The sequence below is a fragment of the Paraburkholderia sp. PGU19 genome, assembly GCF_013426915.1.
GTDB lineage: Bacteria > Pseudomonadota > Gammaproteobacteria > Burkholderiales > Burkholderiaceae > Paraburkholderia.
Genome location: NZ_AP023180.1, coordinates 1632983 through 1649433, shown reverse-complemented (window position 1 = coordinate 1649433; position 16451 = coordinate 1632983). Strand labels below are relative to the sequence as shown.

Here is a 16451-nt window from a genome sequence, read left to right as displayed (position 1 = left end):
CGGGCAGACGCTGGTCAATGTCGGCCCAGACGACCATCGAACCGTGTTCAGTGCCCGAAACCCGTGCTCGCAATCTGCCGTTCTACGAACTGTGCGAAAAGCGCATGCATGTGCGTGGACGGATGAAGATCGTCAGCGAACATGTACGTCTGATCAGCGTTGGGCGTAGTGTAGGTAGCCGGCGAGCATAGCAGTGCTGTGTCATGCGGCGTTTTGGATGGATCGCACGCCTGGCTCGTGTTGGACACCGTGAACCCATTGGCCTGAAAGTTCGCGAAGATCTGGTTTATCCAGCTGTATGCATCGACCTGAATGACCTTTCCCTGCAATCCATTGGTTTGCAGCGCGGCGTTCAGCGTATCGTTGAAGAGTTGCGACAACTGGGTCAGATTCGCCCCGCCGTCGGCCGACGCATGCCCTGTGGGCGACAGACCGACGTTCGGAAGATTGACGACCACGACGTGTGTGGCGCCGTTCTGGACAATCTGCCCGATAATCTGCGCCAGAGTGGTCGCCGCAGTCTGTACAGTCGGCGCGGCGGCTGGCAGCGAGCCCGCGCGGAGCACATCGTTCGCCCCAGCCCACACGAGCACGAGTTGTCCCGCGTTGAAGCTGCCGTGAGCCGCGAGATAGCTCGACACCTGCTGATTGACTGGCATTTCAATGTTGCCGATCACATCGACAAGGAAGTCGTTCAGGTTGGCTGGTGTCGCGACCGTGGATCCACCTTCGGCATAGCCAAAGCCGCCTTGCGGACTCAATTGATGATCGAAGCCGATCGTGAAGGCAGCACCTAGCGTGTCGCCATAGTACTGCGCGACAAGCTGAGTCCAAACCTGCCCGGGATTTGTCGTGAAACGCCCCCCGCCCACCGCGCTGGCGAGTGGCGCATAGGTTCCGACGTCCGACAGGCTGTCTCCGAACGACACCGTTTGCAGATGGATGCCGCCCGCCGGATTATTCGACGCACTGCTACCGCCGCCATTTCCACCGCCTCCACCGCACGCGGCAAGCGTTGCAAATACCATGGCGAAAATTGCAACGCACACCCTTTTGGCAATTGCTGGCATCAGCATCCTCCCTGCTCGACGGACGATACGCCCGGTTGGCCCAATGTCGCCAGGCGATAACAGGCCGCAAAGGTGAAGAAGCAAGAAACATGCAATGCACCTTTGAGGCTGCTTCAGAGGCGTTCGTGCAATGACAAGACGATCGAGCCGCATGTTCCGGTCTGGGAGAAAGGGGCGCATAACGACAAGACGTTCTCGAACAGCGATTTCCAATGGCTCGAGCAGAGCAATGAATATCGGTGCCCCGCCAGACATGCACTACGTAGCGAACGTCGTCCATTCAGGAATCCTCGCACGCATATCACCAAGGCCAAGATAGTCGTCTATCGATCAAGCCAGTTGGACTGCGCTGGATGTGTATTAAAGGATCAATGCTGTCCGAACACGCCACTACGAAAGATAGCGCGGAGCATCCACGAATCTGCACGTGATAAGGCAAGGGCTATTGCGAAAAAACACCGGCATACAGGCAGTCGCGCAAGGACCGCAAGAAGGTTGAAATCCTGATTGCTCATCTCAAACGCGTCATGAAGCTGGGTCGTCTCCGGTTGCGGGGACCTTCAGGCGCCCACGATGATTATCTGGCGCCGTCAGCCCCCGCAGCCACCAGCCTGAATGCATGACAGATATCGATTTTGTGCGTCCGCCTTGCAAAGTTCTGCTCGTCTGTCGGAGTAATTTCCACACCCTCCGATGTCCCGATTGTAGTTGTCGATGCAATTGGTCTTTATGTCGTTGCAATTCTGGGCGGCAAGACACCCGAATGAGAGACCCGCTAAAACGCCCATCAAAATGTTCTTCATGGTTGCTCTCCTTGCTGCAAGGCTCGATCAACACGAACCGATCCAGATTCCCGCGATATCGCCGTGACGTACGCTACCCGGTCTGATGTCGTGCCGCCAATGATCCCCGATTGGCTGATTGACCCCGACGCACGCATCGGCGGACACGTGCAGAGTCAACTGCACGTATGGAGTTCTATCAATGGACATTGACACCGTCGAGTGGCCGCTGTCGGGTATCACGGTCTACGGGTCGATTGTGACGATGGTGCACCGTTCAGTCCTCCGTCAGATGTCGTGTCGGCGCGGACGCCGCCCGACGCCGTGCGCCTCGCGTCCCTCAGGGCGCGGGCACGACGCGGTAGTAGACGCCGTTCGCGCCATACGAGGGCTTGAACCACGAATTGCCACACAGGTAATAGGTGCCGCCCAGGCCGGCGGGCGTGATGCAACGGGCGGGTAGCGTCGCGTAGATTGCGCCCATCGCGAAGTACCCGCTGACAGGGGCGGGCGGGGGCGCTGCGGTCGTCGCGCCGGCCACGTAGCCGGCGTTGTACGTGTTCACCGTATTCGCGGCCGCATAGCCGCTGTTATACGCGTTCGAGGCGACCGCCGCCGTGTTCGCGGAGGCGATCGCCGCGCCGGCCGCGACGCCGACGACCGCACCCGCTGCGGCCGCTCCCGCCGTTGACCAGCCGCCGCAGTTGTAGCAACCCGATCCGTAGACGTTCACCGTGGTCGGCGGATGGTAGGCGGGGTAGGCCGCGCCGTAGTATGTGCTGTGATATGCGGTCGCGCCCGATGCGTTCGTGTAGGTCGTGTAGCCCGATCCCTCGACGTGCGTCGCGGAGCCGCCATAGGCGTTGGTCGCTGTGGTTCCCTGGCCGTAGGTGTGGGTCGCGCTTGCGCCGTACCGATTCGAGTAGGTGGTCTGCCCGGAGCCCGCGACGTGCGTGGCCGTGCCACCATACGCACCGGTGGCCGTGGTGCCCTGGCCGTAAGTGTGGGTCGCGCTTGCGCCGTACCTGTTGCTGTAGGTGGTCTGGTTGGAGCCCGCAGCGTGCGTGGCCGTATCGCCGTAGCGGTTGGTCGCGGTGGTGCCCTGCCCGGGCGTGTGCGTTTCGCTGCCGCCCCAGACATTGCTGCGCGTCATCGAGTCCGAGCCGTACGGGCGCGACCAGCCGCCGGCATGTCCCCAACCGCCCGCGCGTCCCCAGGCATCCGCATGTCCCCAGGCGCCGGCGGGGCCCGACGCGAAAGCGGGAATCACGCACGCGGCCACGTAGATCACGATTGTCTTCACGATGCGCCTCCTCATTGAGGATTGGCGGGCCTGGCCTTCGGCGGCGGCTTCATACCGGGCGCGTTGACGGCGTCGGGGCGCTCGAATGCGATGTGCGCCGCGCCGGACGCGTCGGACGACACGAACGCGTCAGGTGCAAACGGCGGGTCCAGCACCCAGTTCGTGAGCGCCACCACGTGGCGCAGCCGCGCGGGATCGTTCAGGTAGACGGCATCGATGCGGCGCGGCAGCTTGTCCTCCGTGCCGATCCAGGCCTGCACGAACACGTCACCCGTCACGTACGCGACCATGTCCGTTGTCGTGTTGTCGACGACGCTCGACTGGCCAATATAGAAGGCGATCTTCAACGCATCGGCGATGTCCTTGTACGGGTCCGCGACGATCACGTCGGTGAACGGGAAATAGATCGCGCCGATGTCATAGGCTTTCTTGAGCGCGTCGTCGATCGTCGGCGGCGCGTCGGTCACGGCCACCAGGTTCTCGGCCGGCGAGAAGGCCGTCATCGTCTTGCCGTCGTAGTAGAACTCCGAGCGCGGACCGTCGCTGAGCGTGATCACGCGCAGCTTGTCGGGCCGCTGCATGATGACTTCCGACTTGGTCGAGTAGATGAGGGGCGGGCCGAGTCGGCTCGGGCTCTCGTACGAGACGATGGCCATGAACGCCATCGACTTCGCGGCCGCGAGGCGCTCGCATGCGGCCTTGATGACGTCGAGCGCGTGCTGGTCGAGCCCCGGCTGAAAGTCGGGCGCGGCGGCCTTGCGCACATGTTTCGCCGCAACGTTCGAGGGCGCGTTCGCGTGTTGCTGCGCGTTGCCGCTCGAGGCAAGGCACACGCTCAGAGCGACGACCGCTGCGCACAGGGCCTGGTTCCATAAAGTCATCGCAGCCTCCGTGATCAAGCCAGCGTGACGGCACGCCCAGCGGCGATCAGGGGATCATCCCGCACTCGAACATCTTGTTGGCTATCGGCGCGGCCACGCGGTCGATGAACGCGGCGCGCATCTGCGGGTCGTTGCGCATCGCCTGGATCGCCATGTCCTCGCCCTGGGGCTTCGGTCTGCCTTTCTTCTCGGCGCGCTCCTGCCACAATTGCTCGCAACTCGAGTTCTGGTATTTCTGCACGATCCGGTTCGCGACGGCGTCGAGAATCGGGTATTGCTGGGCGACAGCGACGTTCACGAAAAGCAGCGCGGGCGCCATTGCAAAAAACAGACTGTGCTTCTTCATGATCTGCCCTTAGGGGTCGGGGAAGAGAAGGGCGGCGAGGCGCCTCCGGGCATTCGCGCTTCCCGGACCGTGGCGTGAGGGTGGATTCCGTGGGACGACATGGCCGGGCGATGCGCGGCGGGCCGCATTCGCCTGCTCATCGACAGCGTAGGAGACCGCGGGCGATGCCGATAGTAGACCTTGGTTCTATATATGCGCGCCGCGGCCGGCGTCTCTCGCGTGGTGCATGGGAGGACGGCCGCCGCTGAGACGGGAATGCCCGCGATGCCCCCACTCTTCTCGGGGTCCAGCGCGGCGGGCCTTAGAAACGGTGACGCAGGCCGACGGTCGCTTCGACCTGATTGCTCGTGGACGACGGCGCACTCACGCCGTTGATCCAGGCGACCCCCAATGGGGAGTTGCTGCCCGCGCTCAGTCCTTGCCAGGTTCCCTGTATGTATGCATCCGTTCGGCGCGAGAAACTGTAGTCTGCCATCGCGCTCACCTGGTTCCAGTGCGGACTGCCACTGCCTGAGTTTCCACCTGCGCGCGAATACGTATAGGCGGCCGAGAGTTCAACGGCTGGGTTCAGCGCATATCGGAAGTTACCTTCGAAGTTCTGGAAGTGCGTGCTAAAGCCAGTCTGAAACAGACCCGTCAGATTGGTCTGCGTGTAGACGAAGCCGGCAACAGCTGGGCCGAACGTGTAATTCACGCCCGCGCCCCAGGTTTGCTGGCGCGCGGCAAGCGCGCCTAACGGAACAGCGGTTGGCGCCAGTAGTCCCTGAAGCGAAGCGCCCGTCGTATCGGTCACTGCGCCGCCCGTATTGACCTGGCCAGGTGTCCTGGCAGCGCTATTCAGATGCAGATAGCCCGCCCCAAAGTTCAGGGGCCCCCAGAGGTAGGACATGCCCACACTATAGGCGCGATTGTTTGCAAAGCCACCGGCTTGATTCGAGAAACCATACAGCCCGCCGATCTTGAATCCGTAGTATTCCGGACTCTCATACTTGACCGAGTTGTTGATCTGGAATGAGTCGTTCAGGTTGTCGACGTCGAATGGGTGAGCAAAGTGCACACCGCCATACTCTGTTCCCGTCAGCGAAAGCGGTGCCACGAAGTCGACCATGTCGTCGGTCTGGCGACCGAGTGTGATCGTGCCATATTCGCGGGTGGTCAGACCAACAAAAGCCTGACGGTTAAAGAGACGATTGTTCGATGAGAGTTGTCCGTTGTTGACGTTAAAGCCACTTTCCAGAGTAAAGATGGCCTTCAACCCTCCACCCAGATCTTCGGCACCACGTAGTCCCCAGCGACTGTACTGGACTGAACCGCTGGTCATCTGCCAGTTGCTGTGGCCACCCGAACCCGTTCCGGAAATCTGGCTATTCGTGTAGGTCAGCCCTGCGTCAATCAGGCCATACAGCGTCACACTGCTCTGGGCATGCGCCGTCCCCGTCAGGGTGACGACCGCAGCACCAGCCACGAGGCACTTTTTCATGTGTTTGCTCCAGCTAATACCGAGCGACGGGATACGTCTGGAATGCTTCACACAGAGCGTTGCCGCACCCTGGTTGCGAATGTCTTGCCAGAAAAGTATAGGGCGTTTCTGTCAGGACGCAGCGTGGGTTCGGTTCCGAGGTTATCCGGCAGCTACCGGGCGTTGCCGTTAGCCGGGACCTCCACTGTCAATGCCTGTCAACGGCGGGCTGGACACCGCCGATTCCGCTCGTGCAGACACCAGACGGTTGGCGGTTTGATCCCGTTGCTTGGCGGAACGAGACTCAGACGCGCAGAATCTGCCGTACCGAGCGGGCAGCAATGCTGACGTCGCTGGCATATTTCCACGCGCACAGCGACTATCACTATCTGACCGGGCACCATGCAGAGCGCTTCATGAGCGCACCAGGGCCGCACGATGGCCTTTACTGTCCGGTGGCGCCCGGTGAGGCGCAAAGCCCGGTTGGCCCGCATGTAGCTGCTATGCCGATGGCGTGAAGACAAACGCCTGCGCGCTGATAGCAACGGCCGCCCGATACGGAACGAGCGGCGCAATGAGTTTTCGCTGGAAGAAGCCCCCGCTTTTGTTCTGAGAAAGCGAATCAATTGTGCGATAGACAGCTGCCTGCGCGGCGCTCATATAAGCGCCTGAATTACGCGGGTTGAATCGGAATTGTTTGCGTCGAAGCGTCGGTAGCCACTTCGTGTAGATGTTGTACAACTACTCGATGAAGGCTGGCAGTCAGCACTAACGAAAATGCGATCAAGAGAAGATCGCTTATGGCGTGTCACTTAGTGAATTGACGGTTCTAGTCGTGTGACATTTCCGATGTTCCTTGATATCTGCTAACACATAAGATAACTGCATAGCTTCCATATTGATGAAGCTTGTCCATGTGCGAGCCGGCATTGCTGGCAGACAAGGGTGGGGCCGGCGCGGTTGAAATCGCAATGTCCCGCCCGACCACGCAAATGAACTGGTGCCTCATTGGTTGCCGATTCCACGACATTACATTTATCTGCTGATACGACTGATCTTTGTCCCTCTTAGTGCTGACCCGGCCATCAAGCCGCGCTGATCAAAGACGATGGCGTAGACATCCGACTTCGCAGTTTCGGTATTCAGATTTTTCGCCATCCCCTGGTCAACCACAACCACGGTCGGTCCAACCCCGATCTCGAAATCGCTACTCGTTTTCAGGTTATTGAGTGCCGCGTCTGTCATGAAGAGCATGACATACGCGTATTGCTGCACGCCCGCCTGGAAACCGTAAGAAAGCGAAGTGGTTGCGTAGTACCCGGTCACCTTCCCGTTTTCGATCAGCTCACCGGCGCCATGAGATACCCCTGCAAGGAAACCTGCCCTCACGACGTTTGGAAACACCAGGATTGCTTTGGCATGGTGAGCCAGATCATCCATCTTGGGATTCGCGGAGACCAGAGTAAACATTGCAGCTCGGGCGTCCGCGTCCAGAACCTTGGTGGCACTTGTCGGTTGTATGTTTGGAGGTGGCGCAACTGCTATTGGTTGTGCCGGGATCGACGACATTGCGGTGTTGTCCATAGAACCGGTAGTTGTGCACGCTGCCACGAACGTCATAGCCGAAATGATGGCGAGCGCAGTAACAATTTTCGACATGGTACACACTCCTTCCTGTTAGCCATGGGCGCGTCGTGCCGCGATCCGTCAGTACGACAAGTTCCAGTGTGGTATTTCTTTAGCGAGAACACTATTGATCTTTAGTCTTATACGGTTGAAGTACGACGAATTAATCACCGCGCGCGTGGAGATGGCCGCTAAGGCAATCGATCAGGAAACGAAGAACGGAAGGTGGCAAATGCCAAATGGGAAACCGGCTATTTGACCCGCGTGAAACCATGTCGGTCCGACACAGTTGAACTTCGGCACGCAACGATTCAGCTGACGGACCGATCTCTCCCGCACGCTGGTCCGACCGTTTGCTAATAACCCAAGGAAGCGTCGCGGGTGTCGTCTCCGCTCCGCGTCAACGCTGACCGGGTTTAGTAACTAGATCACTAAGTTAAGCACGCTCACTATCGCAGCCGATAAAAACCACATTTCTTAAGGGAAGCTTAAGAGAGTTGAAGGCTTCATTTTTTCATCAATCTAACAACTTTCCTTGTGATGACACCAAGGAAAACAATACCGAAAAGTTCATGAAATCGACCTATTATCAAGCAAGAATAATCCTGTATGACGCACGCAGCAGTTCCTCATTGACGACTATCAAAGAGGTCGAAAGACTGCCTCGACGGTTGATATCGACCACCCTTCGGGAACCCATCGACTATGTGTGGGTTCGGCGGCAAGGAGACCGGTAATGGTCACCACGTCAGCGAACTTCTATGGCGCGACCATGCTCATGGTGTCAAAAATTCTTGTTCAGAAACGACACCTGTTCGATGCGCGCGCGGTTGTCGATCCTGGAATGATCAGGGTGAGGCGAATCTTTGACCTCGATGTTATTAGCAGACTGGTTAAAGCTGGAGTTACGCAAACTGTGTGTGCCACGAACACGGTTGCAGCCCAAATTTTCTTGTCTTCCGAAGGGACGACTGGAAAGACGTTGCACCGACCATTGGCACAATCTCAATGGCTGGAACGGGGAAGGAGCCGCAAAAAACCCGACACTGCGCCCGTGACGAGCGACCTGCTGGAGAGCCTTCCGATACCCATAGTTGGGTTTGGCGAACGCGAAGCGATTTCATTTGCGAACCCTAGCGCCATTGAGCTGTTTGGTTATAGGGGAAAGTGCATGCAAGGCATGCCGGCAAGTGTTCTATTCCCCGAACCGCGGAATCAGGGAGACCATTCGATCCCCGATCCGCTCGTTGTGAGCGATGACCGGCAGTCCAGGACAATGACGGTCGTGGCCAGAAAAGCCGACGGCACAGAATTTCTGGCGGAAGTATCAACGAACGTATGCAGAATCAGCGGAATCGATATACGCCTGGCCATCATCGTCGACCGGAGTGAACGGTATGAGCTTCAACGCAATGCGCAGGAACTTGCTCATCTCGCTCGAGTTTCATCATTGGGCGAAATGGCAGGGTCGCTCGCACACGAACTGAATCAGCCGCTTACGGCGATATTGAGTAACGTACAGGCAGTGCAGCACTTCATCGAAAGCACGCCCATCAATCTTCGAGAAGTTCGTGAAACCTTGAAGGACGTCGTCGCCGATGACTGTCGTGCGAGTGAAATCATACGGCGGATCCGGACACTGGTTAGAAAGGGAGAAATTGAAGTTCAGAGGCTTGATCTGGCCAGTCTGATTCACGACGTCGTGTCGCTGGTCCACAGCGATGCAATCATTCGCGGTATTCAAACGAAAGTCCATGTCGACGATGATCTTCCACCCGTATGCGGTGACAGGGTGCAGTTGCAGCAGGTTGTACTCAATCTGCTTTTAAATGCGTTCGAGGCTGTTTGTGATCCCGGGAGTCCCGGTCGCACAGTGGAAGTAGACGTTACTTCAGATAGAGGAGGCTCCGTGCAGATCGCGGTGCGAGACCGTGGACCCGGCGTGACGGTGGAGCAGCTCGACATGATCTTCAAACCCTATTTCACGTCGAAACCACACGGCCTGGGGCTCGGTCTCTCAATCAGTCGCACAATCGTGCTGAAGCACGGTGGATCAATCTGGGCATTGAATAATCCGGACTGCGGTGCGACGTTCTATGTCAATCTTCCAGCTGAGGGCACGGCGGGTTAATCCCGCTGTGAGCGGTGAATCGTGAACTACGAAAAGCGGGTTTTCATCGTTGACGATGACGGATCGGTTCGTCGCGCTCTTTGCCGGCTTCTTTGCTCGGTCGGTTATCAGGCGGAAGCCTTCGAAAGTGCGCAGTCGTTTCTGGATAATGCGGACCTCGCTGATCGGCCCGCCTGCGTTGTGCTCGATCTGCAGCTACCTGATCTGAGTGGGCTCGAAGTTCAACGTCGATTGCACATGAAATTTCCAGTCATCTTCATTACTGGACACGGTGACGTCGATGCAAGCGTGGATGCGATGAAGGCGGGCGCCCTCGACTTTATGACCAAACCAATCGTTGAGGAAGTTTTGCTTGAAGCGATAGATCGCGCACTTCACCGTGCAATGGAAGATTACGAACGGCGCCGAGAGCAGGAGAACATTCAATCGCGGATGGCAAGTCTGACTCCCAGAGAACGCGAGGTGATGACTCATGTCGTCGCCGGACGTTTAAACAAACAGGTGGCGGACAATCTGGGGATTGCAGAGGCGACGATCAAGATACATCGCGCGCGAGTGATGACCAAGATGCAGGCGGAATCACTGGCTGACCTGATTCACCTTGTAGACAAGGCTGGAAATGGAGTGTTGGCGAATCGTGAATCGCCGGGGTGAATCTGTAGATTGACAGAATTGTAATCGAAGGGTGTTCGGGTAAAGTCCCACAAATCTTTATCGCCGTCGTGAGAGGTCGGTTCAAAAGTCGATCTGCTATCAATGGAAAACGCCAAACCATATGTTGCGATAGTAGATGACGATGCGTCGGTATGCAGGGCGATCAGGCGCCTGCTTCTGTCGATCGGAATTGACGCTGACACATTCCAGAGTGGGGACGAGTTTCTGAGCGCATGGTCTGACGTTTCGGTGCGTCGCCCGGGTTGCGTCATTCTCGACATTCATATGCCAGGTACGAATGGCCTCGAGGTACAGCGTCAATTATCAGGCTATGGGATACCCATCATTATTATCACGGCGTTTGACGAAATCGACCTTCGACAACAGGCATTGGCTTCTGGCGCGGCTGGTTATCTTCGCAAACCATTCACGGACTCGATACTTTTAAGCACAGTAGAAATGGCACTGCAGGGCGCATCTTCTTCTGACCCGGAATAAATAGAAAAATTGGCGTCGCTCAAGCCGTGTAGTGTCGAACGCGAATCGCACTCGTTTGAGAAGTTGACCTGGATACGCCAACGCGTCAGCGCTTCATGTCCTTTGCTAGCAGATGTAGGTCTCCCTCTTCGCTTCGTCGGAACGCACCGTTGACACTGTCACGGTCCTGCCAGTTCGTTATCCAGATCAGTCTGAAAAGCGTTTCACTATCCCACTTCCCGCGAGCGGTGGATCGTGACTGTGTGCTGTGATCTTCGTCGCGAGGCATCTCACCAAAGTCTTATATCAAATGGGATTCTGACGTCCTAGTGTTAATCGAGTACCCAAACAGTTGGATGCCATGGTGCACTTGCACTGGATCTTTCGCCATGACCAGAGTGAAGCCGTTCGTTGCGGTAGTCGACGACGATACCTCGGTAAATCGTGCGATCCGAAGACTGCTGCGGTCAATCGGTGTCGCGGCAGACAGATTTGGAACGGGAGATGAACTGCTGGAGACAATGCGTTCGATTCCATCGTATCGCCCGGCCTGCGTGATTCTTGACGTCCAGACGCCAGTGTCCAATGGTCTGGAAGTTCAGAAGGGGCTGGCTGACTATGGCGTTCCTGTCATTTTCACAACGGCTCACGAAGGTGTCGTTGAACGTGACAGGGCGTTGGCTGCAGGTGCCATTGCCTACATCAGAAGGCCGTTTGATGATGAGCTGTTTATCAAGGCGGTACGCGCAGCAATCGACCTGGTACCGCGGGAATAGCGACATTGCAGGATGGGAAGTGGACGGTGAAAGCTTGAAGGATGTCAATGTCCGCGTGCCGGGTCGGGCGAATTCACCACTGAATACCTTTGAATCTTTTGACGACATTTGTGTTTCCAAGGCAGTACTGGTGTTTCCGACGATCTATAAGGCTGGCTTCCTCGTTGGCGCACAGGGATGAAATGGAGTCACGTTCGATTCATCCGGAAAAGTACTTGGCTACTACAATGCCTCCGCATTTATGGTTACCCCAGTAGCAGCGAATCCGACCGGAGGAACGCGGCTATGAAGCACGGCGATGCAACGGCGACGAGCTTCCGATGAACCCAGCATTCGCTCGCGGCAGCCGGTGGCGTGTGCCCACGCGCCGGCCGTGCGAGGCCCGGCTGGCCGCATGTGGCCGCCAGTCGCAGGATGCATGCGCCGCACGTTTGCCGGTGCGATGTGGGAGGTCTGACATGAGCGGTCTGTTCTTTCCAATCCGTCGACCATCAGCCGGGTTTGCGGCACGCCGAAGCGGCCTGCCGCTGCTGCTCGTTGTCGCGCTTGCGCTCCTTGGCGGTTGCAAGAAGCCGGCGGGGCCGCCCGCGCTCGGCGCGCCGGAGGTGACGGTGATGACGGTCACCGCGCGCGATACGCCGGTCGATATGGAGTTCACTGCGCAGACGCAGAGCTCGCGGGAAGTTGAGATCCGTGCGCGCGTGGACGGCTTTCTTGACAGGCGGACGTACTCCGAAGGCGAGCAGGTGAAAGCCGGTCAGACGTTGTTCCAGATGGACCCGAAGCCGTTTCAGGCGTTGCTGCAAACGGCGAAGGGGCAACTCGCGCAGCAGCAGGCCCGGCTCCTCGTCACGCAGCAGAACCTCGCGCGAGTGAAGCCGCTCGCGGCACAGCAGGCATTGAGTCAGAAGGATCTCGACGACGCGATCGGCAACGAGAAGCAGGCACAAGCCGCGGTGATCGCCGCGCAAGGGCAGGTCGAGACCGCAGATCTTAATCTCGGCTACACGACGATCAGGTCGCCGCTGAACGGCCTCGCGAGCTACGCGCGGCAACAGGACGGCAGCTATCTGATCGCGAACTCGACAGGGCTTCTCACCTACGTCTATCAACTTGACCCGATGTGGGTGAACTTCAGCGTTTCGCAAAATGAAATGCTTCGGTTCCAGGACCAGATCGCGGCGGGCAAGCTGGTCTTTCCGCCCAACAGTGAGTTCGTCGTGGCGGTCGAGCTTGCCGACGGCACCGAATTTCCGCAGCACGGCAAGATCAGCTTCGCGAACCCGGCGTTCAGTACCGATACCGGGACCTTCCTCGTGCGGGCGGTGCTCGCCAACCCGAAGGGGACCCTGCGCCCGGGGCAGTTCGTGCGCGCGCGCATCTCGGGGGCAATGCGGCCCAATGCGATCCTCGTGCCGCAGCGCGCGGTGCTGCAGGGCGCGAGGAGCCATTTCGTGTGGGTCGTCGACGGCGAGTCGAAGGCGCATCAGCGTGTCGTCGAGGTCGGCGAATGGAACGGCGACAACTGGTTCATCAACGACGGCCTGAAGGCCGGCGAACGCGTCGTCGTGGACGGCGCGATCCGCGTCGCGCCCGATGTGCCGCTCAAGATCGTCGGCACGCTGGCGTCGACGGACACGGGAGGGAAGACGGTCGTCGAGAAAGGCGGCGCCTCGGATACGCAAGCGTCTGCCCCAACCCAACCGGCGGCGCCGGGCGCGCCCGGCGGCGCATCGCAGTAAGGGGCGAACGCGATGAACATCTCGCACTTCTGCATCGACCGTCCAATCTTCGCGTCGGTCATCTCGATCGTCATCACGCTCGGCGGCGCGTTGACCCTGTTCTCGCTGCCGATCGCGCAGTACCCGGACGTCACGCCACCGCAGGTCACGGTCTCCACGTCTTACCCGGGGGCGAGCGCGGACGTCGTCGCCAACAACGTGGCCGCACCGATTGAGCAGCAGGTCAACGGCGCGGACAACATGATCTACATGTACTCATCGAACTCGTCGACCGGCGACTTCACGCTCAACGCCTTCTTCGAGATCGGCACCAACCCGGAGCTCGCGCAGGTCGACGTGCAGAACCGCGTGAACCTCGCGCTGCCACAGCTGCCGCAATCGGTGCAGGCGCAGGGCGTGCAGGTCCAGAAGAAGTCGAACGCGTTCATGATGGTCATTGCGATCTACTCGCCGGACCAGCGCTTCAACTCGACGTATATCGCGAACTACGCGAACGTCTATGTGCTCGACACGATCAAGCGAATTTCGGGTGCGAACCAGTCGGCGATCTTCGGCACGCCTGACTACGCGATGCGGATCTGGCTGAAGCCGGATCGCATGGCGCAGCTCGGCATCACCGCGGGCGACGTGCAGAACGCGGTGCGCGCGCAGAACCAGCAGTTCGCCGTCGGCACGGTCGGCCAGTCGCCGACCGGCAGCCCCGTCGCGCAGTCGTTCGCGGTGACGACGACCGGGCGGCTCGCGACGCCCGAGCAGTTCGACAACATCATCATCCGCGCGGCGAGCAATGGCGCGGCGATCGTCCGCCTGAAGGATGTCGGCCGGACCGAGCTGGGGCAGAAGAGCTATTCGAACCGCACCACCTTCCAGGGCAAGCCGGCCACGGTCCTCGCGGTCTACCAGCAGCCGGGCGCGAACGCGCTCGACGTGTCGAAGCAGGTGCGCGCGACGCTCGCCGAGCTGAAGAAATCGTTTCCGCAGGGGCTCGAATACCAGATCGCGTTGGACACGACCGACTTCACGCGCGCGTCGATCGCCGACGTGGTCCACACGTTCTTCGAAGCGCTCGTGCTGGTCGTGATCGTCGTGTTCGTGTTCCTGCAAAACCTGCGCGCGACGATCATCCCGGTGCTGGCGGTGCCGGTGTCGATCGTCGGCACCGCGATGGGGATGTCCCTCCTCGGCTTCTCGATCAACATGCTGACGCTGTTCGGGATGGTGCTCGCGATCGGCATCGTGGTGGACGACGCGATCGTCGTGATCGAGAACGTCGAGCGCAACATGACCGTCCACAAGCTCAGCCCGAAGGACGCGGCCAAGCGCGCCATGGACGAGGTGTCGGGTCCGGTCGTGGCGATCGTGCTCGTGATGTGCGCCGTGTTCGTGCCGGTGGCGTTCCTCGGCGGAATCACCGGGCAGCTCTACAAGCAGTTCGCCATCACGATCGCGATCTCGGTGGTGTTCTCGGGCATCGTCGCGCTGACGCTGTCGCCGGCGCTCGCCGCCATCCTGCTCAAGGCCACGCACCACGAGAAGAAAGGCTTCTTCCGGTGGTTCGAGAACAAGTTCACGCAGATGACGGCCGGCTACGGGCGCGCGGTCCGGTTCATCATCAGGCGCTACGTCATCGGCCTCTTCGTATTCGTGGGCATGATCGTGTTCGCGGTGTTGATGGCGAAGTCGATTCCGGGCTCGTTCCTGCCGCCGGAAGACCAGGGCTACCTGCTCGGGGCGATCATCATGCCGGACGCGGCGAGCCTCGACCGCACCGCGGACGTCGGCGACAAGGTCACCGAGTACTTCATGAAGCAGCCGGCCGTCAGCAGCGTCACGGTCGTGAACGGCTTCAGCCTGCTCGACAGCCAGAACAAGAACAACGCGGGCACGTTCTTCGTCGGCTTCAAGGGGTTCGACGAGCGCTACAAGTTCTCGAACATCAAGGAGGACAACGCGCGCGCCGTGCTGATCAAGGCTTACGAGACGCTCTCAAAGGTGCAGGAGGGCATCGTGGTGCCGGTCAATCCGCCGTCCATTCCGGGCCTCGGCACGACGGGCGGCACCGAGATGTGGATCGAGAGCCAGGGCGACGGGTCGATTCAGCAGCTCGCGGGCGTCGTCGACGACTTCGTCAAGAAGGCCAAGGCGCGGCCGGAACTGTCCGGGGTGACGAATACTTTCACCGCGGCATCGCAGCAACTGCTCGTCGAGGTCGATCGCGACCAGGCGGAAACGCTCGGCGTGCCGGTCGAAGAGGTGTACAGCGCGATGCAGACGATGTTCGGCTCGCTCTACGTATCGCAGTTCAACAAGGACGCGCGGCTCTGGCAGGTCATCGTGCAGGCCGATCCGCGCTACCGGCTCACGCCGAAGGACCTCGACCAGATATACGTGCGCAGCAAGACCAACAACATGGTGCCGATCAAGGCCGTGATGACCTACAGGTACGTGACCGGTCCCGCCCTGATCACGCGTTTCAACAACTTCCCCGCGGTGAAGATCACCGTAAACGCGGCGCCCGGCCACAGCTCGGGGCAGGTCATCTCGACGCTGCAGGAACTCGCCGCGCAGATGCCGGCCGGCTATGCGGCCGGCTGGAGCGGCGAGGCATTCGAAGAGCTCAAGGCGGGCAGCACCGGGAACCTCGTGTTCGTGTTCGGGATCATCATGGTGTTCCTGATTCTCGCCGCGCAATATGAGAAGTGGTCGCTGCCGTTCGGCGTGCTGATGGCGGTGCCGTTCGCACTGTTCGGCGCCCTCCTTGCCATCCTGCTGCGCGGGCTCAACAACGACGTCTACTTCCAGATCGGCCTGACGATGCTGATCGCGCTTGCCGCGAAGAACGCGATCCTGATCTTCGAGTTCGCGGTGCTGAACCGTGAGGAGGGCAAGTCGCCGTACGACGCCGCGCTGACCGCTGCCGAAGAGCGCCTGCGCCCGATCGTTATGACCTCGCTCGCGTTCATCCTCGGCTGCGTGCCGCTCGCGATCGCGCTCGGCGCATCGCAGAATAGCCGCCATTCGATCGGCACGGGCGTGATCGGCGGGATGCTGGGTGCGACGGCGATCGCCGTGTTCTTCATTCCGATGTTCTACTGGGCGATCGAGTCGCTGTCGTCGCGCGGCAAGGGCAGCAAGGAAACGCCTGCGTCGGGCGGCCCGGGCTCGCCGCACGTCACGCCGTCCGCGCGGCACGAGGACGACTGA

13 protein-coding genes and 1 pseudogene are annotated in these 16451 nt (G+C 59.7%); 7 read left to right on the top strand and 7 right to left on the bottom strand.

Going from position 1 to position 16451, the window contains the following annotated elements; translation table 11 throughout:
* Nucleotides 1-47: 47 nt before the first annotated feature.
* Complete coding sequence (locus H1204_RS25045; protein WP_180731235.1) at nucleotides 48-1028, bottom strand: SGNH/GDSL hydrolase family protein; 981 nt, start codon at nucleotides 1026-1028, stop codon at nucleotides 48-50.
* Nucleotides 1029-1202: 174 nt separating this feature from the next.
* Between H1204_RS25045 and H1204_RS51515 the strand changes: the two are divergent.
* Nucleotides 1203-1651, top strand: a pseudogene (locus H1204_RS51515) (transposase); the annotation flags it as partial.
* 541 nt (nucleotides 1652-2192) lie between these two features.
* Here H1204_RS51515 and H1204_RS25040 read toward each other — a convergent pair.
* From H1204_RS25040 to H1204_RS25010, 6 genes are all read right to left on the bottom strand, one after another.
* Nucleotides 2193-3155 carry a hypothetical protein gene (locus tag H1204_RS25040; RefSeq protein ID WP_180731234.1) on the bottom strand — a complete coding sequence of 321 codons (963 nt, stop codon included), beginning with the start codon at nucleotides 3153-3155 and terminating at the stop codon, nucleotides 2193-2195.
* An 11-nt stretch (nucleotides 3156-3166) separates the two neighbouring features.
* Entirely contained in the window at nucleotides 3167-4036 is an 870-nt protein-coding gene (locus tag H1204_RS25035; protein WP_180731233.1) for a DUF2092 domain-containing protein, read from the bottom strand.
* 46 nt (nucleotides 4037-4082) lie between these two features.
* On the bottom strand, nucleotides 4083-4382 hold the full coding sequence (locus H1204_RS25030) for a hypothetical protein (protein ID WP_180731232.1): 300 nt from the start codon (nucleotides 4380-4382) through the stop codon (nucleotides 4083-4085).
* A 301-nt stretch (nucleotides 4383-4683) separates the two neighbouring features.
* Nucleotides 4684-5862, bottom strand: a complete 1179-nt coding sequence (locus H1204_RS25025; RefSeq protein WP_180731231.1) for a porin — start codon at nucleotides 5860-5862, stop codon at nucleotides 4684-4686.
* A 480-nt stretch (nucleotides 5863-6342) separates the two neighbouring features.
* Nucleotides 6343-6501 (bottom strand): hypothetical protein, encoded by a 159-nt coding sequence (locus H1204_RS25015; RefSeq protein ID WP_180731229.1) that lies wholly within the window; start codon nucleotides 6499-6501, stop codon nucleotides 6343-6345.
* 375 nt (nucleotides 6502-6876) lie between these two features.
* Nucleotides 6877-7500, bottom strand: a complete 624-nt coding sequence (locus H1204_RS25010; RefSeq protein WP_198001225.1) for a lipid-binding SYLF domain-containing protein — start codon at nucleotides 7498-7500, stop codon at nucleotides 6877-6879.
* A 703-nt stretch (nucleotides 7501-8203) separates the two neighbouring features.
* On the opposite strand from H1204_RS25010, the gene H1204_RS25005 reads away from it, so the two are divergent.
* The 6 genes from H1204_RS25005 (at nucleotide 8204) to H1204_RS24980 (ending at nucleotide 16451) form a co-directional block, all read left to right on the top strand.
* Nucleotides 8204-9598 carry an ATP-binding protein gene (locus tag H1204_RS25005; protein ID WP_180731228.1) on the top strand — a complete coding sequence of 465 codons (1395 nt, stop codon included), beginning with the start codon at nucleotides 8204-8206 and terminating at the stop codon, nucleotides 9596-9598.
* Nucleotides 9599-9619: 21 nt separating this feature from the next.
* The gene (locus H1204_RS25000) at nucleotides 9620-10252 is read left to right on the top strand and encodes a response regulator (protein ID WP_243468663.1); all 633 of its coding nucleotides are present in this window, start codon (nucleotides 9620-9622) and stop codon (nucleotides 10250-10252) included.
* A 102-nt stretch (nucleotides 10253-10354) separates the two neighbouring features.
* Complete coding sequence (locus H1204_RS24995; RefSeq protein WP_180731227.1) at nucleotides 10355-10750, top strand: response regulator; 396 nt, start codon at nucleotides 10355-10357, stop codon at nucleotides 10748-10750.
* Between the two features lie 368 nt (nucleotides 10751-11118).
* A complete protein-coding gene (locus H1204_RS24990) occupies nucleotides 11119-11505 on the top strand; it encodes a response regulator (protein WP_180731226.1) in 387 nt (128 codons plus the stop codon).
* Nucleotides 11506-11963: 458 nt separating this feature from the next.
* Entirely contained in the window at nucleotides 11964-13247 is a 1284-nt protein-coding gene (locus H1204_RS24985; protein ID WP_180731225.1) for an efflux RND transporter periplasmic adaptor subunit, read from the top strand.
* 12 nt (nucleotides 13248-13259) lie between these two features.
* Nucleotides 13260-16451 carry a multidrug efflux RND transporter permease subunit gene (locus tag H1204_RS24980; RefSeq protein ID WP_180731224.1) on the top strand — a complete coding sequence of 1064 codons (3192 nt, stop codon included), beginning with the start codon at nucleotides 13260-13262 and terminating at the stop codon, nucleotides 16449-16451.